This window comes from Ensifer sp. (assembly GCF_031989085.1).
Taxonomy (GTDB): Bacteria; Pseudomonadota; Alphaproteobacteria; order Rhizobiales; family Rhizobiaceae; genus Ensifer.
This window is the reverse complement of sequence record NZ_DALZXU010000006.1, coordinates 207,267-226,982: the sequence shown is the minus strand read 5'-3', so window position 1 is coordinate 226,982 and position 19,716 is coordinate 207,267. Positions and strand designations below refer to the sequence as shown.

Genomic DNA, 19,716 nt, shown 5'->3' with positions numbered 1-19,716 from the left:
GAGGCCGGAGGTGCCGGCCCTCCTGTGCGCGACCGAAGACGGTATCTTGAGATCCAACGGGAGACCGAGCAGAAACGGTCGTGCCCCTGCGTCCTTCGTCCACGGTTCGACAGGCGTTTCACCTTCTTCGGGCTGGCCCGGGATTCAGTCATCCTCGGGTTCGACCCGAGGATCCAGCCATGATGCACGTGGCGACAAGCGCGATAAGATCGTCATGGTTTGAGCCAGATGGATACTCGGGGCAAGCCCGAGCATGACAAAGAGAATGGAACAGGCGCCGATCAAAGCCAGAGCCGGCTCGTCAGTCGACTGAACCCTGACGGCAGGCGGACCGCTTGGAACGATACGGGCGCGGCCCATCGGGCCGAAGCCCGATGGTTTCTCTCCCGGTGCCGCTGCCTGTCGCTCAGCTGTAGAGACTGACCGACGGGATCCGGCCGTTCAAAGCGAAATCGCCGACCTCGCGGGCCTTGTAGGACACCGGGTCGTGCAGCGTGTGGGTGCGGACGTTGCGCCAGTAGCGGTCGAAACCGTAGTGGGACGCCGTCGCGCGCGCGCCCATCAGCTCGAACACTTTCGCGGTCACGTCGAGCGCCACATGGGTGGCGCTCACCTTGGCGGCGTATGCTTCAAGAGCCGCTTCGCCGCGCTCGCGCTCCGTTACCGGTCGGCCCTTTGCCAGCGCCGTTTCGACAATGCCCGCCGCCACATCGGCCAGAGCCACGGAGGCTTTGAGTGCCGCCTGCAACTCGCCGATCCGTTCGAGAATATAGGGATCGTCGCCGGCGCGCGTCACACCGGATGTGATCCATGGACGCGTCGTGGTGCTGACATAGTTAAGCGCCGCAGCAAGCGCGCCTTCCGCCGTCCCCAGATAGAAATTGACGAACACCAGCTGGATCAGCGGCGTATTGAACGTTGCCTGTACCGGTGGCGGATCGGACGGGGCGGCAAGCGGCAGAATGAAATCGCGCTCATAGACGGGAAAGTCTTGAAACTCGACGCTGCCGCTGTCGGAGAGCCGCTGGCCGATATTGTCCCAGTCGTCATGGGCGACGTAGCCGGGCCGATCTGTGGGCACGACGAAATTGGCAACCTTCTCGTCGAGCGTCGCATTGACGTTGATGCGATCGGAGACATGCGCGCCAGTCGAAAACGTCTTGCGCCCGTTGAGCACATAGTGACCGCCGCGCCTTGTCAGCACCAGGCCTGGATCGCGCGGATTGACGGCGGCGCCCCAGTAGAGCTGCCGTTCCACCGTCTCGGCGCCAAACACCCAGGCTTGGCGCGGGTCGGCGGCTGCCCAATAGACATACTGGCTGTTGACGTAGTGATAGCCGAGCAATTGCCCGATCGAGCTTTCGCCGCGTGCGACGATCCGCACCAGACGCAATCCATCCACCCAGCTCAAACCGGCACCACCGACTTCGGGCGCATGCAGCGCCGACAGCAGCCCCGCCTGCCGCAGCGCCTCGATCTCGTCGCGCGGCGGTAGGCCCAGGCGATCGAGCTCGGGACCGCGCCGAGCAAACTTGGCCGACACTTCGCTTGCCTGCGCAAACAGGTGCTGGCGCCTTTCCTGTTGTTCGGTATTGGCCGGTTCGGGTTCCCGGAGGAAATGCACGTTGCTCATTCGCCTCTCTCCATAGCTTGAGAGGGAATAGTGCATTTATTCTATAGACAATAACAGCAAACGAATTTCAACTCGCGCCGACAAGCGGGAAAGTCCTACCTGCCTTGCCGGCAAGACAGCCGTCGTCGCGCGCCGTTCAGCCGACTTCGGCGTCTTTGAGCGCAACGATCTCGGTGCCGTTGTCATTGGCGGCAAACTGCTCGAGCGTCATGTTGTCGAGGATCGACGCCACGGCATCGCGCACGTCGCTCATCGATTTGCGCACATGACAGTTGACCGGATCGGAACAGTCGTCACAGGCTTCAAAAGCGGTGCGGCTGGCGCAGCGGATCGGTGCCAGCGGGCCGTCGAGTGTGCGGATGACCTGGCCGATGCGAATATCGGACGCCGGCCTCGAAAGCGAATAGCCGCCGCCTGGGCCTTTTTTCGAGCGCAGAATGCCCGCATTGCGCAACTCCAGCAGGATCGCGTCGAGGAACTTTTTCGGGATATTGTTGCGGGTGGCGATTTCAGTGATGAAGGCGGTTTCGCCGGGCTCCAGTTGAGCCAGGTCGACAAGAGCCTTCAGCCCGTATTTACCCTTTTTGGTCAACATTGCACTTCGCTTTCCTGAACACAAAGGCCGCCACAAGTCCGCTCCGCACCGACGTTGATATCACCGGGGGCAACGGGTTGAGACGGCCGCACTGTTTCGCTTAGGATGCCATACACCCAAATCGGGTCACTCTCAAGAAATTACGTAAGTATCTGCATAGATTTTGTGAATTATATTGTCGAATCTATGGCAGAACGGCAACGTTTTGCTCTTTCGAGACTTGGACGGCCCTCTTGAGCGTCGGCCGTGAACGCCGGATCAGGCCCTAGAAAAGCTTCGCCGGGATCCAATCGGCGGTTACCTCATCGCTGGTGCTGAAGGCCGGAACCTTTGCCGCCAGCTCCTCGATCGTCGTCACGCCCGCCTGGCGCAGCGCTTCCTGCGTCAACAGCGCCGGCTTGACGAGGATCTGCTTCGGCACGTCCTGACCGGCGATCTTGAGTGCAACGGCGCGCACGGACACGGCGCCGACGACGGCCGGATTGGTGGCGACCGTCGCCACCCAGGGGCTGCCCTCCTCGACGATCTCCTGGATATCGGCGGTCGAGACATCGGCCGAATAGATCTTCAGCTTGTCTTTCAAGCCGAGATCGGCCGCCGCGAGCTTCACGCCGCGCGCGAACTCGTCATAGGGCGCAAAGACGACCGATATGTCAGGGTTGGCGGCGAAGGCCGCCTTCGCCTGGTCGGCAGTGCTCGTCGCCGTGGTGTCGCTGACATTGCCGAAGCGCGCCTTCTCGACCACCCCGGGATTGTCCGCCTTGAACTTGTCCCAGACCTCGTTGCGCCGGTCGAGCGGCGCGAAACCGGCAACATAGACGTAGCCGGCCGTGAAGCTCGTGCCATTGTCCTTGACTGCCTGTTCCAGCGCCAGGCGCGCCAGTTCATGGTCGCTCTGCTCCACCTGCGGCACCGCGGGATTGTTGAGATTGACGTCGAAGGCCACCACCTTCACGCCGGCATCGACCGCCTGCTGCACGACATCTCCCAGCGATTCCGGCAGGCCGTGATCGACGACAATGCCTTCGACGCCGAGATTGATCGCCTGCTGTACCTGCTCGCGCTGTTCGGCCGCGTTCTGCTTGCCGGGGAACACGCGCAGGTCGATGCCCAGCGCCTTGGCCTGGGCTTGCGCACCGGCCTGATAGGCCTGGAAGAAATCGCCCGTTGAAATGTAGGAAATGAGCGCCACCTTCACCCCGCCCTTGTCGAAAGGCGCCGGCGCGCCTTCCAGCCCCGCAGCCGACGCCGACCCCGCAACCCCAAAAGCCATGAGCGCCATCGTCGCGCGTTTCAAATCGTACCGCATTGCCGATCTCCTGTTGATCAGAACCCTTGCGGCTGACCATCAGCCGTGATGACGATGGTATAATCTACAATTTCTATGTACAATAACAGCATTCCAATCCGGCGGGCCCGGGAGGAATGCCTTGCTCGCAACCGCCGGTCTGGCAGCAGAAGTTGCGCGCCCCGCTATCAATTACGAAACAGTCAGCAAGAGTGGATGGATGAAATTTCCGATTATTGCGAATTCAGCGGATATTTTTGCGACATATTAGCATAACTTTGACATCCGCTTTCATTTACTGCGCTGTTCTTCTCTACTGAAAATGCATATTTTTCGGCCCTTATTAGCGCGCAGTGACGAATTGGTTTGGCAATGCCCCTTCTCCGCATCGACGGACTTGCCCATGCTTTCGGGCCGACGAAGGCGCTTGCCGGGGCCTCGTTGGAGATCCGCTCGGGCGAAATCGTCGCCCTGATGGGCGCGAACGGCGCCGGCAAATCGACCCTCGTCAACGTGCTCGCGGGCACGCTTGCGCCCGACCACGGCACGATGACGCTTGCCGGCCAATCCTATGCGCCGCGCTCGCCGGCGGAGGCGACGGATGCCGGCGTCGTGACCGTGCACCAGTCGACCGAGCGCGTCGGCGCTCCCGGACTGACGGTCGCCGATGCGCTGCTGCTGCAGGCCTATGCGGATCGCTCGGCACCGTTTTTCCTCAGCCGCTCCGCGGTCCGCCGCAAGGCGACCGCCATGCTCGACAATGTCGGCTTCGAACTGCCGCTCGACCGGGATTTTGCCGAACTGACGGCGGCCGATCGTCAGCTCGTCGCCATTGCCCGCGCCCTGTCGCGACGGGCATCGCTGCTGATCCTCGACGAGCCGACCGCCAGCATCTCCGGCCGCGAGTCCGAACGGCTCTATGCGATCCTGCGTCGGCTTCGCGACGAAGGCCTGGCGATCCTGTTCATCTCGCACCGCATCGCCGATCTCAATGCGCTTGCCGATCGCGCTATCGTCATGCGCGGCGGCACGGTCGTTGGAGAGTTCGCTCGACCCATCGACTTCGATCGTGCAGTCGAGACCATGATCGGCCGACCGCTGCTCACCGCGCGACCGGATGCCCGCGTCGCGCACGGGGAGCCAGTGCTGGAGATGGCGAGCGTCCAGCTTGTTGCCGGCAGCACGCCATTCGACCTCAAGCTCCACCCGGGCGAGGTGGTGGCCGTCACCGGCGTGCTCGGCGCCGGCAAGAGCCGCTTGCTGCAGGCGATCTTCGGCACAAGAACGCTCGCCGCCGGCGCGATGCGGCTCGATGGCAGGAATTACCGACCCACCACGCCAGCCGATGCGATCAACGCGGGGGTCTTCATGGCCGGCGAAGACCGGCACCGCACCTCGCTGATGCCTTCGGATTGGCCGGGCAGCGCTCTCGCGCCCACAGTCAGCCTGCCGCATCTGCCCAAATGGTATCCGCTCGGCTTCCTCTTCGGCACCCGCGAAAGGCAGGAAGCGCAGCGCGCCATCGATACGCTTGGCATCAAGACAAGCGGGCCCGATGCGCCGATGTCCTCGCTTTCCGGTGGCAACCAGCAAAAAGTGATCCTCGGACGCTGGAACGCCGAGCCGAGCCGCGTGCTTTTGCTCGACGAACCGTTCCAGGGCGTCGACGTCGGAGCGCGCCACGACATCATCACGGCGATCCGCGCCAGTACGGACCGCGCCACCCTGATCGCCACGTCGGACCCGGAGGAGGCGCTGGAAGTCGCCGACCGGATCCTGATCATCGATCACCACACCTTGACGCCGGCCCTCGATGCGCAGCGGCCGGCAGTAGCAATCGAGGCATGAACGGATGACGACCCTCAACAGCGAAAATCAAAGCTCGGCCGGCGAGCGCCTGAGCGCCGCCATCCGCGCCAGCGCCGTCTTCATCCTGCTGATCGTCATGGTCACGGGTTTTGCGCTCGCCCAGCCCGCCTATATCAACGTCACAAATCTGATGAGCATTCTTCAGGCCGTCTCCGTCGTCGCCATCCTTGGCGCCGGCGTGACGATCACGCTTGCCGTCGGCGGCTTCGACCTGTCGATCGGCGCGGTAGCAGCGTCGAGCGTCATGGCAGCCAGCTATTCGATGATCGTCTGGGGCCTCGGCGTCTACGAGACCGTGCCGCTGGTCCTCCTGTTCGGTGCGCTGGTGGGTCTGGTCAATGCCTTCCTGATCGTGCGCCTGCGCGTGCCCGACCTGCTGGCAACGCTGGCGATGATGTTCCTTTTGACCGGGCTGCAACTGATCCCGACGGCCGGCCGCTCGATCTCGGCCGGCCTGATCCTGCCCGACGGCTCCACGGCAACGGGCGCCTACGATCCGGCCTTCCTTCTGATCGGGCGTTCGAGTTTCTTCGGCGTCGTGCCCGCCCCCGTCGTCATCATGGCGCTTGTCGCGATCGTGCTGTTCGTGCTCACGGAGCGCACGCGTCTCGGCCGCCTGCTGTTTGCCACCGGCGGCAACGAGCTCGCCACCCGTCTCGCCGGCGCCTCGGTGCCCAAGCTGAAGACGTTGGCCTATGTGCTTTCTGGCACGCTCGCCTCGCTCGGCGGCATCATCGTCGCAGCGCGGGTCGGCCGTGGCGACGTTTCGTCCGGCGCCTCGTTGCTGATGGATTCGGTCGCCGCCGCGCTGATCGGCTTTGCGGTTCTCGGCCTGCGCCGCCCGAACGTCTTCGGCACCATCGTCGGCGCCGTCTTCGTCGGCCTCCTGCTCAACGGCCTGACGATGCTGAACGCCCCCTATTACACCCAGGACTTCGTCAAGGGCGCTGTGCTCGTCGGCGCACTTGCGCTCACCTATGGCCTTGGCCGCAGCCAGGCGCGCTGACACCCCTTTCAAACCGTGTGAGGATTTTGACCATGAAGCATTTGACGCGAACCCTTCTCGGCGGCCTTTTCGCCGCAACGCTGATGACGAGCCCCGCATTTTCGGCTGGTATCGATGGCGCACCAGCCCCCTTCGACAAGGGCGACGTCGATATCGCCGTCGTCAGTTTCCTCGGCGGCGGTGATTGGCTGCAGGCCTTCGAAGCGGGCGTCAAGCGCCAGGCGGACGCGCTTCACGTCAACCTGACGGTCTCGCAGGCGCGCAACGACAACGACACCCAGCGCAGCCTCATCGAGCAGGCAATCAACCTCGGCGTCGATGGCATCATCATCAACAATGGCCGCCCGGAAGTGCTGAAGGACGTGGCGCAGAAGGCGCTCGACGCCGGCATCAAGGTCGTCGCCTATGACGTCAACCTCGACAATCCGCAGATCCCGCAGATCGAGCAGAGCGACAAGGACATGGCGCGCCTGGTGCTGGAACAGGCCGTCAAGGACAAGGGCGACGGCTTCGTCGGCGGCGCCGTCTATGTCGCCGGCTTCGCGCCGCTCGACCGTCGTTACGCCGTCTGGAAGGACTTCGTCGCCAAGCACAACTTGACGGAAAAGGCGACCTGGGGCGTCGTCAACGACACGGTTCCCGCTTCCGTCGCCGACCAGACCAAGGCCGTGCTGACGGCAAACCCGGATATCTCCGTCATTTTCACCCCCTGGGACGAGTTCGCCAAGGGCGTGAAGCTTGCGATCGACGAACTGGGCGTTGCCGGCAAGGTGAAGATCTATGGCGTCGATATCTCGACCGCCGACATCCAGCTGATGAACGAGCCTGATAGCGCCTGGCAGGCAACGGCCGCTACCAATGCTGCTGTCGTCGGCGAAGTCTCGGTGCGCGCTGTTTCGCTGGCCATCGCCGGCCAGTTCCCCGGCACGTCGGTGCTGCTGCAACCGACCCTCGTCACCCGCGACGATCTCGCCAAGGGCGAGATCAAGTCGATTGAGGACCTGCAGGAAAAATTCCCGGCCTTCCGCAAGAGCGATGCGGCGACCGCCGAGTGGATCCCGGCCGCGACCAATTGATGGCTTGACTGGAAGAAGCGCCGCGCCGAACCGCGCGGCGCTTTTTGCTTGCTAGACCGAGACAGGAAAGACCATGACCGGCATCGACCTTCCCACGCCCGATTTCACCAGCAACATGAAGCTGATCGGCCATTCGCCGATCGGCGGTCGCGGCGACGGTCTGCAACTGATGGTGCACCGCGGCTTTGCCTATGTCGCGCATCCCTGGTCGCAAGGGTTTTCGATCGTCGACGTGCGCGACCCGAAGAAACCAGGTGCGGTGACCTACGTGCCGGCGCCGGCCAACACCTGGAACATCCATCTCCAGACCCATGACGACCTGCTGCTGGTCATCAATGCGCTCGATCTGTTTGCGGATGTCGAGACCTTCGCCGACGAGAAGACCTATTACACCAAGTCCGTCGGCGACACCGTCGCCGGCAGCGGCCGCAAGCGCGCCTGGAGCGCCGGCATGTCGGTTTTCGATATTTCCGTTCCCGACCGCCCACGCAAGATCGGCGAGCTGAATATCGACGGCGTCGGCTTCCACCGCCTCTGGTATGTCGGCGGCCGCTACGCCTATGCTTCGGCGCTGTTCGACGGCTTTACCGACTATATCTTCGTCACCATCGACATGGCCGATCCGACCCGGCCCGAGATCGTCGGCCGCTGGTGGCTGCCGGGCATGAACAAGGCGGCTGGCGAGACATCGACGGCGCCGGATGGCAAGCGCTACGCTTTGCACCATGCGCTGGTTTCAGGCGACACGGCCTATGCCTGCTGGCGCGACGGCGGCCTCACACTTCTCGACATCAAGGATCATGCCGACCCGAAGCTGATCGCCCGCCGCAACTGGTCGCCGCCCTTCGGGGGCGGAACGCACTCGCCTCTGCCGCTGCCCGGTCGCGACCTGCTTGTCGTTGCCGACGAGGCCGTGCTCGATCATGAGGAGGACGGCCGCAAGCACACCTGGATCTTCGACATCCGCGAGCCGTCGAACCCGGTCAGCATCTCGACATTCCCGGTTCCCGCGGAAGCCGACTACGTCGCCAAGGGCGGCCATTTCGGTCCGCACAACCTGCACGAAAATCGCCCGGGCTCCTTCGTTTCGGAGACATTGATCTTTGCCACCTGGCAGAATGCCGGCATCCGCGCTTTCGATATCACCGACCCCTATCGCCCGCGCGAGACCGGAGCGCTCGTTCCGGCCGGACCGAGCGAAATGACCGACCGGCGCGCCGGGCGCCCACGCGTCATCCAATCGGCCGACGTCTTCGTCGATGCAGCCGGCATCATTTATGCGACCGACTACAATGCAGGGCTCGCGATCATCGAATATGGCGGCTAGGGCCTTTCCCGAATACGTGCGAAGCGGTTTTCCATCCGGAAATGCGCAAGAGAGCGCTTCCGCTAGACCGTGAGATGGCGCCGGGCCTCGACTGTGTCCAGCGTTTCCGGCGGCCCCTGGTGCACCACGGCGCCGCGGTCCATGATGTAGACGTGATCGGCAAGCTCGCGGCAGAAGTCGAGATACTGCTCCACCAGCAGGATCGCCATCCCGGTTGAGTCTCGCAGATAGCGGATCGCGCGACCGATATCCTTGATGATCGATGGCTGGATGCCTTCGGTCGGTTCGTCGAGCACCAGGATGCGCGGACGAGTGACGAGCGCCCGGCCGATCGCCAGTTGCTGCTGCTGGCCGCCGGAAAGATCGCCGCCGCGCCGGCCGAGCATCGTGCGCAGCACCGGAAACAGGTTGAAGACATCCTCCGGGATCGAACGGTCGCCACGCTTGACCGGGGCGTAGCCGGTTTCGAGGTTCTCTTTGACGCTCAACAGGGGAAAGATCTCGCGCCCCTGCGGCACGTAGCCGACGCCTTCCCGGGCGCGGCGATAGGGTGCCATGCCGCTGAGAGGCACGTCATTGAAGGCGATCGCGCCGGCACTGACCGGATGTTGCCCGGTGATGGCGCGCAACAGGCTCGACTTGCCGACGCCGTTGCGGCCGAGCACACAGGTAATCTTGCCCATCGGCGCTTCGATCGAGACGTTGCGCAGCGCCTGCGCGGCGCCATAGTGAAGATTGACGTTTTCGACGCTCAGCATGGAGGCGTCCCTTTCCTTTGCGCGTATCGTCGACCCGCGGTCAGCGGCCGAGATAGTTTTCGATCACCTTGGCATCGCTGCTGACGAAATCGATCGAGCCTTCGGCAAGCACCGAACCTTCAGCAAGGCAGGTGACCTTGACGCCAAGCTCGCGGATAAAGCCCATATCGTGTTCGACGACGACCACCGAGCGCGTCCGTGCGATCTCCTTCAGCAGGACTGCCGTTTCGGCGGTCTCCGCATCGGTCATGCCGGCCACCGGTTCGTCCACCAGAAGCAGTTCCGGTTCCTGCGCGAGCAGCATGCCGATCTCCAGCCATTGCTTCTGGCCGTGCGAGAGGTTGGCGGCAAGATCGTCGCGGCGCGCATTCAAGCGCACGGTCGACAGGATCTCCTCGATGCGCGCCCTGTCGTCCGCCGTCAGCCGGTAGAAGAGCGTCGGGAAGACGCCACGACGACGGTTGAGCGCCAGTTCCAGATTGTCCCATATGCTATGGCTTTCAAACACCGTCGGCTTCTGGAATTTGCGGCCGATGCCGAGATTGGCGATCTCGGCTTCGTCGCGCTGGGTGAGATCGATGTCCCCCTTGAAGAACACCTGGCCTTCGTCCGGACGCGTCTTGCCGGTGATGATGTCCATCATCGTCGTCTTGCCGGCGCCGTTCGGGCCGATGATGGCGCGCAGTTCGCCCGGCTCGATCACGAAGGAGAGTGAATTGAGCGCCTTGAACCCGTCGAAGGAAACGGAGACGCCATCGAGATAGAGAAGGCTTTTCGGCTTGGTCTGGCTGATCGTCTGGTTCATCGCTATCACTCCGCCGCCATGGGTTCGGCGACAAGTTTGTCGGCATCCGCCGCCCGGCCATGCGCTTTGCGGCGGGCGAGATAGGCGCTGACGGTGCCGACCACGCCCTTGGGCAAGAACAGCGTGACGAAGACAAAGAGCCCTCCGAGCGCAAACAGCCAGAATTCCGGAAAGGCAGCAGTGAAGATGCTCTTGCCACCGTTGACGAGGATGGCGCCGACGATCGGGCCGATCAGCGTGCCGCGTCCGCCCACGGCCGTCCAGATGACGACCTCGATGGAGTTGCCGGGCTCGAACTCACCGGGATTGATGATGCCGACCTGCGGCACGTAGAGCGCGCCGGCAATGCCCGCCATCATCGCCGAGACGGTGAAGGCAAAGAGCTTGATATGCTCGACGCGGTAGCCGAGGAACCGCGTGCGGCTTTCGGCGTCGCGCACGGCAACCAGCACCTTGCCGTATTTCGAGCGCACGATCGCCGTCGTCAGCACCAGACACGAGGCGAGCGTGACGGCTGAGGCGGAAAAAAGGGCAGCCCGCGTCGTTTGGGCCTGGATGTTGAAGCCGAGGATATCCTTGAAATCCGTCAGGCCGTTGTTGCCGCCGAAACCCATGTCGTTGCGGAAGAAGGCGAGCAGCAGCGCATAGGTCATCGCCTGGGTGATGATCGAGAGGTAGACCCCGTTGACGCGTGAGCGAAAGGCGAACCAGCCGAAGACGAAGGCGAGCAGACCCGGCACCAGCACCACCATCAGCGCGGCAAACCAGAACATGTCGAAGCCCTGCCAGAACCAGGGCAATTCCTTCCAGTTGAGGAACACCATGAAGTCCGGCAGCAAGGGATTGCCGTAGGAGCCGCGCGCGCCGATCTGGCGCATCAGGTACATGCCCATGGCATAGCCGCCGAGCGCGAAGAAGGCGGCATGGCCGAGCGAGAGGATGCCGCAGAAGCCCCAGACGAGATCGAGCGCCAGCGCCAGGAGGGCGTAGGTCAGGTACTTGCCAAACAGCGAGACCAGATAGGTGGGCACGTGGAACGGATGATCCGGCGCCGTCAGCAGATTGAGCGCGGGAATGGCGACCGCGAGGCCGAGCAGGATGGCAACGACGACGATGATACCGCGGTCGAGATTCTTGAACAGAAACGAGGTGATCATGCTTCCACCGCCCTTCCCTTTAGCGCGAAGAGCCCACGCGGCTTCTTCTGGATGAAGAGGATGATGAGAACGAGGACCAGGATCTTGCCGAGAACGGCGCCGGCATAGGGTTCGAGGAACTTATTGAGGATGCCCAGCGAAAATGCACCGACCAGCGTGCCCCAGAGATTGCCGACGCCGCCGAAGACGACGACCATGAAGCTGTCGATGATGTAGCCCTGGCCGAGATTGGGCGAGACATTGTCGATCTGCGACAGCGCCACGCCGGCCATGCCGGCAATCCCCGAGCCGAGCGCAAAGGTCAGCGCATCGACCAAGGGCGTGCGAATGCCCATGGACGACGCCATGCGGCGGTTCTGCGTGACGGCGCGCATCTTGAGGCCCATCGATGTTCTTTTGAGCAGGAACAGAAGCGCAGCGAAGACGGCCAGCGCAAAGACGATGATCCACATCCTGTTCCAGGTGATCGTCAGACCGCCGAGCTCGAAGGCGCCGGCCATCCAGGAGGGATTGCCGACCTCGCGGTTGGTCGGCCCGAAGATGGAGCGGACCGACTGCTGCAGGATCAAGGAAATGCCCCAGGTAGCGAGCAGCGTTTCGAGCGGGCGGCCATAGAGAAAGCGGATGACGCTGCGCTCGATGGCAAGGCCGATGATCCCTGTGACGAGAAAGGCGAGCGGCAGAGCGATCGCCAGCGACCAGTCGAACAGCACCGGATAGGACGTACGGATGACGTCCTGGACGATGAACGTCGTATAGGCGCCGAGCATCACCATCTCGCCGTGCGCCATGTTGATGATGCCCATGACGCCGAAGGTGATGGCAAGGCCGATCGCCGCAAGCAACAGCACCGAGCCGAGCGAAAGCCCGTACCAGACGTTCTGGCCGGCGTTCCAGAAGACCTGCGCCTGCTCGATCTGCTGCAGCGCCGCTTCGATATCGGGTTTCAGGCTGGCATCCGCCGAAGACAGCGCCGATGTCAGCACGCCGAGAGCCTCGCGGCCGCCGCTTTCGGCCAGGGTCTTGATCGCGGCGCGCTTGTCGTCGTCGGAGCGGTCGGAGATGAGAAGTGTGACGGCGCGCGCCTCGTCGAGGGTCTTGCCCACCGTGGCATCCTTTTCGGCGGCGAGCGCCGTCTCGATCGCTTCGAGCGCGTCGGCATTCGGCGTCTGGCGCATGGATTGCGCTGCCTTCAATCTTGCACTCGTATCCGTGCTGAAAAGCGTAAGCCCGCCGAGCGCGCTTCGAACCGCGCGACGGACTGAATTGTTGACCTTGATCTTCTGGATGTCGCCCTTGGCAGCCTCGCCGATCTCGGCGCCGCTCAACGGGTCGAGGAGAACGAGGCTCGCGCCCTTTTCCGTGGTGAGAAAGACGCTGCCGTCGGCCTTGCGGGTGTAAAGATTGCCTTCGCCAAGCGCTTCGAGCACCGGGATGACCCGCGCATCGCCGCTCCTGGCAAGCGCGTCGATGCGGTCGTCGAGCTCGGACAGTTTGGCCGTCCCGAGCGTGGCAACCAGGGCTGCGAGATCGTCCGCTGCGCGCAGGCCGGTGACATGGACTGACACCAGCAGGCAAAGGGTGATCAACAGGGTTTGCAGAATGCGGTACATCGCCCTCTCGCTTGGATCTGGCGCGCCTGCGGCAAGCGCAAGGAGGCGCCGTCGTGGCGGCTTGGAATTCGTTATCCCTTCGCCCGACGGGAGCGTCGGGCGAAGAGCATGCCTGCCTATGGTTTCGTTATGCAAAGCGGAACGAGGGGTTGGCCTCTCGATCCGGCACTATCCCTAGGTGATGAAATCAGGAGCCCTTGCCGCCGCACTTGCCGGTGGCAACATTGAAATTGCCGCAGGACATCGGCGCGCGCCAATCGGCGATCAGGTCCTTGGAATCGGGCAGGTAATCCGACCATTCGTCGCCAACGACGAGACCGGGCGTTTCCCAAACCGTCTCGAACTGGCCATCGCTCTGGATCTCGCCGATCAGCACCGGCTTGGTGATGTGGTGGTTCGGCATCATCGTCGAATAGCCGCCGGAAAGATTGGGAACCGAAACGCCGATCATCGCGTCGAGCACGGCGTCGGTGTCGGTCGTTCCGGCCTTTTCGACAGCCTTCAGCCACATGTTGAAGCCAATGTAATGGGCTTCCATCGGGTCGTTGGTGACGCGCTTGTCGTTTTTGGTATAGGCCTTCCAGGTCTTGATGAACTCGGCATTGCCAGGCGTGTCGACCGACTGGAAGTAGTTCCACGCAGCGAGGTGGCCGACGAGCGGCGTCGTGTCGAGACCGGCGAGTTCCTCTTCGCCGACGGAGAAGGCGACAACCGGGATATCCTCAGCCTTGACGCCCTGGTTTGCCAGTTCCTTGTAGAACGGTACGTTGGCGTCGCCGTTGATGGTCGAGACGACGGCCGTCTTCTTGCCGGCCGAGCCGAACTTCTTGATGTCGGAGACGATCGTCTGCCAGTCGGAATGGCCGAACGGCGTGTAGTTGATCATGATGTCTTCGGGCTTCACGCCCTTGGAGATCAGATAAGCTTCGAGGATCTTGTTGGTCGTGCGCGGATAGACATAGTCGGTGCCGGCCAGCACCCAGCGCTCGACGCTTTCGTTTTCCATCAGGTAGTCGACCGCCGGAACGGCCTGCTGGTTCGGCGCAGCACCGGTGTAGAAGACGTTGCGCTGGCTTTCCTCGCCCTCATACTGCACCGGGTAGAAGAGGATCGAATTCAGCTCCTCGAAAACAGGCAGGACGGATTTGCGCGACACCGACGTCCAGCAGCCGAACACGGCCGAGACCTTGTCGACGGAAACGAGCTCGCGTGCCTTTTCGGCAAACAGCGGCCAGTCGGAGGCGGGATCGACGACGACGGCTTCGAGCTTCTTGCCGAGCAGGCCGCCCTTCTTGTTCTGCTCGTCGATGAGCATCAGCATGGCGTCCTTGAGCGTCGTCTCGGAAATCGCCATGGTGCCCGAAAGCGAATGCAGAATGCCGACCTTGATCGTGTCGTCGGCAGCAAAGGCGCCGTTGAAGGCCGTGGTCGACAGGACCGTTGCCAGGAATGCGCCGGTGATGCGTGCCCTGATATTCATCTGATTGAACCCCTCTCGTTCTGGTCGCCGCAACGAGGCGTCGTTCCTTTTGACCGTTGCTTGAGGGATCATCCGCCAGTCCTGTTGCACTGCACATACGTCATTCTACGTAGGCCGAGGGGGCAAAGTGGAAGCACCCAAGGCGCCATGACTGATGGCATCGAAATCCGCACGCCGGACTGGCCGCGCGATGCTGTTTCCGGCTATTGAGGGTCTTCGACGGCCAATCGGCCGCGACAGGGATATCGAGACAGGTGAGAGATCATGAAGGCACGTATCAAGTGGGTTGAAGAGCGGACATTCGTCGGCGAATCCGGCAGCGGTCACAAGATCGTTCTGGGAACAGCCTCCGGCCCGGAAGGCAAGACGCCCGGCCCGAGCCCGATGGAACTGATGCTGATCGGCGCCGGCGGCTGCTCGGCCTACGACGTGGTGCATATTCTCGAAAAGGGCCGCGAGCCGGTCGAGGATTGCTCCGTGGAGCTCGATGCCGACCGCGCCGAAGAAGACCCCAAGGTCTTTACCCGCATCCATATGCATTTCGTCGTGAAGGGCCGCGGCCTCTCTGAGAAGAAGGTCGAGCGCGCGGTCGCCCTCTCGCTCGAAAAATACTGCTCGGCGTCGGCGATGCTCGCCAAGTCCGCGACGATCACCCACGATTTTGTCGTCGTCGACACGACGACTGTCAGCGGCTGATCCTTTCACGCTTGCTTTCGCCATCTCCGCATTGCATAAATTTCACGCATAGAATTCCAGTGCCGTGAAAATAGGCATTCACCCGCCAGCAATGCGAGAGATGACGAGGCAACATGGCGGCACGCCAGCGCATCATTCCCGTTCGACGCGAATACAACCGCTGGGTCGCGGACCAGACGCTTGAAGACTATGCCCTGCGCTTCACCGCCAAGAGCGCGCGGCGCTTCTCCTCCGAGCGCATCTCACAGACAGCGATCGGGGCGATCTCGTTCCTGGCGCTCGAAGCCATTGGTGGCGCGATCACCATGTCCTACGGCACGACCAACGCCATCGTTGCCATTCTGATCGCCAGCCTGATGATCCTGACGGTCGGGCTGCCGATCAGCCGCTACGCCATACGCCATGGCGTCGACATCGACCTTCTGACGCGCGGCGCCAGCTTCGGCTATATCGGCTCGACGCTGACGTCGCTGATCTATGCCAGCTTCACCTTCATCCTGTTTGCAATCGAGGCTTCGATCATGTCAGGGGCGCTCGAGCTGGCGCTCGGCATTCCGCTCTGGATCGGCTACATCGTCAGCGCCGTCGTCGTCATCCCGCTCGTCACCCATGGCGTACGCCTGATCAGCAAGTTTCAACTGATCACCCAGCCTTTCTGGATCGTGCTCAATATCCTGCCCTTCGTCTTCATCGCCTTTGCCGATTGGGAGAAGGTCGGCATCTGGCTTGCCTATTCCGGAATCCATCACGCCTCCGGCCCGCCGGGCACGCTCGCTCCCTTCGATTTGATAGAGTTCGGCGCAGCTTCAGCGGTGATCTTCGCGCTGATGGCGCAGATCGGCGAACAGGTCGACTTCCTTCGCTTCCTGCCGCCAGACGGCCAGCGCAAGCTGCATCATCGCGTTGCCGTCTTCCTGGCCGGCTCCGGCTGGGTGCTGGTCGGGGCGCCGAAGCTGCTGGCCGGCTCCTTTCTCGTCGTGCTGGCACTCTCCTTGGGCGTTCCCTCGACGCGCGCAGCAGATCCGGCGCAGATGTACTACACGGCCTTCGGCTACATGGTCCCGTCAGACACCGCAGCCCTCATGATGATGGTCGCCTTCGTCGTCGTCTCGCAGCTGAAGATCAACGTGATGAACGCCTATGCCGGGTCGCTGGCCTGGTCCAACTTCTTCTCGCGCCTGACCCATAGCCATCCCGGCCGCGTCGTCTGGCTGGTGTTCAACGTGGCGATCGCGCTGCTGTTGATGGAACTCGGCATCTACCGCCTGCTCGAGGAGACACTTGGCGTGTTCTCGATCATCGCCATGGCCTGGCTTTGCACGATTTCGGCCGACCTCTTCGTCAACAAGCCGCTCGGCCTGTCGCCTCCGGGCATCGAGTTCAAGCGCGCTCATCTCTACGACATCAATCCGGTCGGCCTCGGCGCCATGGCGCTTTCGGCAACGATCGCGCTGGCGGCCCATTTCGGGGCCTTCGGCACCATCGCCGCTTCGCTTGCGCCCTATATCGCCCTCGTCATCGCTTTCGTCGCATCGCCACTGATCGCCTGGGCAACGGGCGGCAAATATTACCTCGCCCGCAAGCCGAGAAGAAGTTGGGCCGCCCAGAGCGAGATCACCTGCTCGATCTGCGAACACCCGTTCGAGCCGGAGGACATGGCCTGGTGCCCGGCCTATGCGGCACCGATCTGTTCGCTCTGCTGTTCGCTCGACAGCCGCTGCCACGACATGTGCAAGCCGAAGGCGCGCTTCAACGCACAGATCGCAACGGTCGCCCACACGCTGCTTCCAGAAGCGATAACGGCGAAACTCTCGACACGGCTCGGCCGCTACGCCATCTCGGCCATGCTCTCGATCGCGGGTATCGGCCTCATCCTGGCGATGATCGCGCACCAGACCGGCAACGCGTCGCCGGAGACGGCTGCCGTCGTCGAGCGGACCATTGCCGCGGTTTTCTTCGTCTTTGCCGTGCTCGCCGGCATCGTCTGCTGGTTCTACGTGCTCGCCCACGATAGCCGGGTCGTCGCGGAAGAAGAATCGTCGCGGCAGAACACCCTGCTCTTGAAGGAAATCGCCGCGCACAAGAAGACCGATGCCGCCCTGCAGCAGGCCAAGGAGACCGCGGAGGCGGCCAACCGCGCCAAGAGCCGGTACGTCGTCGGCCTTAGCCACGAACTGCGCACGCCGCTCAACGCCGTGCTCGGCTACGCCCAGGTGCTCGAGCGCGATGACACGATCCCGCCTGCGCGCCAGGGCGCCATCAAGGTCATCAAGCGCAGCGCCGACCATCTGTCCGGCCTCATCGACGGACTGCTCGACATCTCGAAGATCGAAGCCGGCAAGCTGCAGGTCTATTCCAACGAGATCAACATTTTCGACTTCCTCGACCAGGTGGTCGAGATGTTCCGTCCGCAGGCACAGGCAAAGGGCATCGCCTTCCTGCATCGTCGGGCGTCCAGCCTGCCGCGCTACGTCAAATCCGACGAAAAGCGCCTGCGCCAGATCCTCGTCAACCTGCTCTCCAACGCCCTTAAATTCACGGAGCGCGGAGAGATCCGGTTCGACGTCGATTATCGCAGCCAGGTTGCGACATTTACCATCGCCGACACCGGCCGCGGCATCGCCGAGAAGGATCTCCCGCGCATCTTCGATCCGTTCCAGCGCGGCGAAGCGGAGCACCTCGGCAGCATGCCAGGCCTCGGCCTCGGCCTGACCATCACCCGGCTGCTGACGCAAACGCTCGGCGGCGAAGTATCCGTGACCAGTCAGCCGAGCACGGGCACGGCATTCCGGGTACGCCTGATGCTGTCGGCCGTCGACCGGCCGGCACCCCCTGCCGCCCTGCGCCGGGTCACCTCCTATCCCGGCCCGCGCCGCACGATCATGGTCGTCGACGACAACGCCGACCATCGCAACCTGATGCACGAAATTCTCAGCCCCATGGACTTCACCGTGCTTGCGGCCGAAAGCGGCAGCCATTGCCTCGAGATGCTCGAAACCCTTGCTCCCGACATCTTCCTCATCGACATCTCCATGCCCGACATGAACGGCTGGGAGCTGGTCGACAGATTGCGCCGGGACGGCCAGATGGCACCGATCATCATGCTGTCGGCCAATATCGGCGACGGTTCGGGGACCGGCGCCTATGCCGGCCACAACGACACCCTGGCCAAGCCCTTCGGCGTCGGCCAACTCGCAGACAAGCTCGCCGTACAGCTCGGGCTCACCTGGATCCATGAAGACGAAGCGCGCGAGGAGCCGGCATCGATCCGTGCCGACGCGATGCCGCTGCCGGACGGGCACCATGTCGAGGAGCTGATCCGGCTCGGCGAGATCGGCTACGTTAGGGGTATCGAGGCCAAGCTCGCCGAGATCGCGCTGGAACCGCAACATCAGCCCTTCGTGGCGGCGGCCCGCAACTACGTCCAGGCCTTCGACCTCGCCGGCTACGACGCCTTCCTGAAGAAGACAACGACCAATGGAGCCGCTCCCCGTGGTTGAGACCTACGATCGTCGAGACATTGTGCTTCTGGTCGACGATTCGCCCGAAGCGCTCGGCTTCCTGACCGAGGCACTGGAACAGTCCGGCTTCTCCGTCCTGATCGCCACCTCGGGCAACGCGGCGCTTTCGATTGCAGAGCGGATCACGCCCGACGTCATCCTCTTGGATGCGGTCATGCCGGGAATGGACGGGTTTGAAACCTGCCTGAGCCTGAAAGCCAACGCCGCGGTCGGGCAGACGCCAGTGCTGTTCATGACCGGGCTGACGGAAACCGAGCATGTGGTTCGCGCGCTCGAAGCCGGCGGCGTCGACTATCTGACGAAGCCGATCAATATCGACGAATTGCGGGCACGCATTCGCGTTCACCTGTCCAACGCCCGCTCCGCGCAGAGCGCCCATGTCGCACTCGATGCGGCCGGGCGGCACCTGCTTGCCGTGCGCGCCGACGGCGGCATTCGCTGGTCGACGCCGCAGGCGACCCGCCTCGTCAACGCCGCAACCGGCAGCGACGACGGGCTGGCGACGATCGCGCGGCGTATCGCCCACTGGATGGAGACGACCGGGGCACGCGGCGCGCGGGAGGCGAGCTTTACCCTGGAAGGACCGGGACCGTCGGGCCTGCAGGTTTCGTTTCTCGGCGCGATCGGCGCCAATGAGTATCTCTTCCGCTTGACGGCCGACAGCGGGCGCAGCGACGACGGAATGCTCAGGCAGCATTTTTCGCTGACCCAGCGCGAATCGGAGGTTTTGCTCTGGATCGCCAAGGGAAAATCGAACCGAGATATCGGCGAGATCCTCGGCCTCAGCGCCCGTACCGTCACCAAGCATCTGGAACAGATCTATGTGAAGCTCGGCGTCGAAAACCGCGCCTCGGCGGCCGTCAAGGCGACGCAGGTCCTGCACGGGATCTAG

The 19,716-nt window shown here is 63.2% G+C and carries 15 protein-coding genes; 7 read left to right on the top strand and 8 right to left on the bottom strand.

Annotated features, from left to right (window positions below; translation table 11 throughout):
- Positions 1-406: 406 nt before the first annotated feature.
- From RTP54_RS23085 to RTP54_RS23075, 3 genes are all read right to left on the bottom strand, one after another.
- Positions 407-1,633 (bottom strand): acyl-CoA dehydrogenase family protein, encoded by a 1,227-nt coding sequence (locus RTP54_RS23085; RefSeq protein WP_312365926.1) that lies wholly within the window; start codon positions 1,631-1,633, stop codon positions 407-409.
- 136 nt (positions 1,634-1,769) lie between these two features.
- Positions 1,770-2,228, bottom strand: coding sequence for an RrF2 family transcriptional regulator (locus tag RTP54_RS23080; RefSeq protein ID WP_112811240.1), 459 nt, complete (start codon positions 2,226-2,228; stop codon positions 1,770-1,772).
- A gap of 265 nt (positions 2,229-2,493) precedes the next feature.
- Positions 2,494-3,537 carry a substrate-binding domain-containing protein gene (locus tag RTP54_RS23075; protein WP_409517189.1) on the bottom strand — a complete coding sequence of 348 codons (1,044 nt, stop codon included), beginning with the start codon at positions 3,535-3,537 and terminating at the stop codon, positions 2,494-2,496.
- A 351-nt stretch (positions 3,538-3,888) separates the two neighbouring features.
- Between RTP54_RS23075 and RTP54_RS23070 the strand changes: the two genes are divergently transcribed.
- From RTP54_RS23070 to RTP54_RS23055, 4 genes are all read left to right on the top strand, one after another.
- Positions 3,889-5,364, top strand: a complete 1,476-nt coding sequence (locus RTP54_RS23070) for a sugar ABC transporter ATP-binding protein (RefSeq protein ID WP_312365925.1) — start codon at positions 3,889-3,891, stop codon at positions 5,362-5,364.
- 4 nt (positions 5,365-5,368) lie between these two features.
- Positions 5,369-6,391, top strand: coding sequence for an ABC transporter permease (locus RTP54_RS23065; protein WP_112832514.1), 1,023 nt, complete (start codon positions 5,369-5,371; stop codon positions 6,389-6,391).
- 32 nt (positions 6,392-6,423) lie between these two features.
- A complete protein-coding gene (locus RTP54_RS23060) occupies positions 6,424-7,467 on the top strand; it encodes a substrate-binding domain-containing protein (protein WP_312365924.1) in 1,044 nt (347 codons plus the stop codon).
- A 73-nt stretch (positions 7,468-7,540) separates the two neighbouring features.
- On the top strand, positions 7,541-8,794 hold the full coding sequence (locus RTP54_RS23055) for a hypothetical protein (RefSeq protein ID WP_312365923.1): 1,254 nt from the start codon (positions 7,541-7,543) through the stop codon (positions 8,792-8,794).
- Between the two features lie 62 nt (positions 8,795-8,856).
- Here RTP54_RS23055 and urtE read toward each other — a convergent pair whose 3' ends face one another.
- The 5 genes from urtE to urtA all read right to left on the bottom strand — a co-directional run bounded on the left by urtE (position 8,857) and on the right by urtA (position 14,607).
- A complete protein-coding gene (gene urtE, locus RTP54_RS23050; protein ID WP_312365922.1) occupies positions 8,857-9,552 on the bottom strand; it encodes an urea ABC transporter ATP-binding subunit UrtE in 696 nt (231 codons plus the stop codon).
- 40 nt (positions 9,553-9,592) lie between these two features.
- Positions 9,593-10,357, bottom strand: coding sequence for an urea ABC transporter ATP-binding protein UrtD (gene urtD / locus RTP54_RS23045; RefSeq protein ID WP_312365921.1), 765 nt, complete (start codon positions 10,355-10,357; stop codon positions 9,593-9,595).
- Positions 10,358-10,362: 5 nt separating this feature from the next.
- Positions 10,363-11,514, bottom strand: coding sequence for an urea ABC transporter permease subunit UrtC (gene urtC / locus RTP54_RS23040; protein WP_312365920.1), 1,152 nt, complete (start codon positions 11,512-11,514; stop codon positions 10,363-10,365).
- The gene (gene urtB / locus RTP54_RS23035; protein ID WP_312365919.1) at positions 11,511-13,127 is read right to left on the bottom strand and encodes an urea ABC transporter permease subunit UrtB; all 1,617 of its coding nucleotides are present in this window, start codon (positions 13,125-13,127) and stop codon (positions 11,511-11,513) included. Before urtB ends, urtC begins: the two co-directional genes overlap by 4 nt.
- Positions 13,128-13,314: 187 nt before the next feature.
- Entirely contained in the window at positions 13,315-14,607 is a 1,293-nt protein-coding gene (gene urtA / locus RTP54_RS23030) for an urea ABC transporter substrate-binding protein (protein ID WP_312365918.1), read from the bottom strand.
- Positions 14,608-14,871: 264 nt separating this feature from the next.
- On the opposite strand from urtA, the gene RTP54_RS23025 reads away from it, so the two are divergent.
- From RTP54_RS23025 to RTP54_RS23015, 3 genes are all read left to right on the top strand, one after another.
- Positions 14,872-15,303 carry an OsmC family protein gene (locus tag RTP54_RS23025; protein ID WP_112811230.1) on the top strand — a complete coding sequence of 144 codons (432 nt, stop codon included), beginning with the start codon at positions 14,872-14,874 and terminating at the stop codon, positions 15,301-15,303.
- A gap of 113 nt (positions 15,304-15,416) precedes the next feature.
- Entirely contained in the window at positions 15,417-18,803 is a 3,387-nt protein-coding gene (locus tag RTP54_RS23020) for an ATP-binding protein (protein WP_312365917.1), read from the top strand.
- Positions 18,796-19,716 carry a response regulator gene (locus RTP54_RS23015; protein ID WP_409517188.1) on the top strand — a complete coding sequence of 307 codons (921 nt, stop codon included), beginning with the start codon at positions 18,796-18,798 and terminating at the stop codon, positions 19,714-19,716. The genes RTP54_RS23020 and RTP54_RS23015 overlap by 8 nt, the downstream gene beginning before the upstream one ends.

Bases quoted from the DNA above. Each gene is read 5' to 3' on its own strand.
- RTP54_RS23085 (WP_312365926.1), bottom strand. From the start codon at position 1,633: ATGAGCAACGTGCATTTCCTCCGGGAACCCGAACCGGCCAATACCGAA.
- RTP54_RS23080 (WP_112811240.1), bottom strand. From the start codon at position 2,228: ATGTTGACCAAAAAGGGTAAATACGGGCTGAAGGCTCTTGTCGACCTG.
- RTP54_RS23075 (WP_409517189.1), bottom strand. From the start codon at position 3,537: ATGCGGTACGATTTGAAACGCGCGACGATGGCGCTCATGGCTTTTGGG.
- RTP54_RS23070 (WP_312365925.1), top strand. From the start codon at position 3,889: ATGCCCCTTCTCCGCATCGACGGACTTGCCCATGCTTTCGGGCCGACG.
- RTP54_RS23065 (WP_112832514.1), top strand. From the start codon at position 5,369: ATGACGACCCTCAACAGCGAAAATCAAAGCTCGGCCGGCGAGCGCCTG.
- RTP54_RS23060 (WP_312365924.1), top strand. From the start codon at position 6,424: ATGAAGCATTTGACGCGAACCCTTCTCGGCGGCCTTTTCGCCGCAACG.
- RTP54_RS23055 (WP_312365923.1), top strand. From the start codon at position 7,541: ATGACCGGCATCGACCTTCCCACGCCCGATTTCACCAGCAACATGAAG.
- urtE (WP_312365922.1), bottom strand. From the start codon at position 9,552: ATGCTGAGCGTCGAAAACGTCAATCTTCACTATGGCGCCGCGCAGGCG.
- urtD (WP_312365921.1), bottom strand. From the start codon at position 10,357: ATGAACCAGACGATCAGCCAGACCAAGCCGAAAAGCCTTCTCTATCTC.
- urtC (WP_312365920.1), bottom strand. From the start codon at position 11,514: ATGATCACCTCGTTTCTGTTCAAGAATCTCGACCGCGGTATCATCGTC.
- urtB (WP_312365919.1), bottom strand. From the start codon at position 13,127: ATGTACCGCATTCTGCAAACCCTGTTGATCACCCTTTGCCTGCTGGTG.
- urtA (WP_312365918.1), bottom strand. From the start codon at position 14,607: ATGAATATCAGGGCACGCATCACCGGCGCATTCCTGGCAACGGTCCTG.
- RTP54_RS23025 (WP_112811230.1), top strand. From the start codon at position 14,872: ATGAAGGCACGTATCAAGTGGGTTGAAGAGCGGACATTCGTCGGCGAA.
- RTP54_RS23020 (WP_312365917.1), top strand. From the start codon at position 15,417: ATGGCGGCACGCCAGCGCATCATTCCCGTTCGACGCGAATACAACCGC.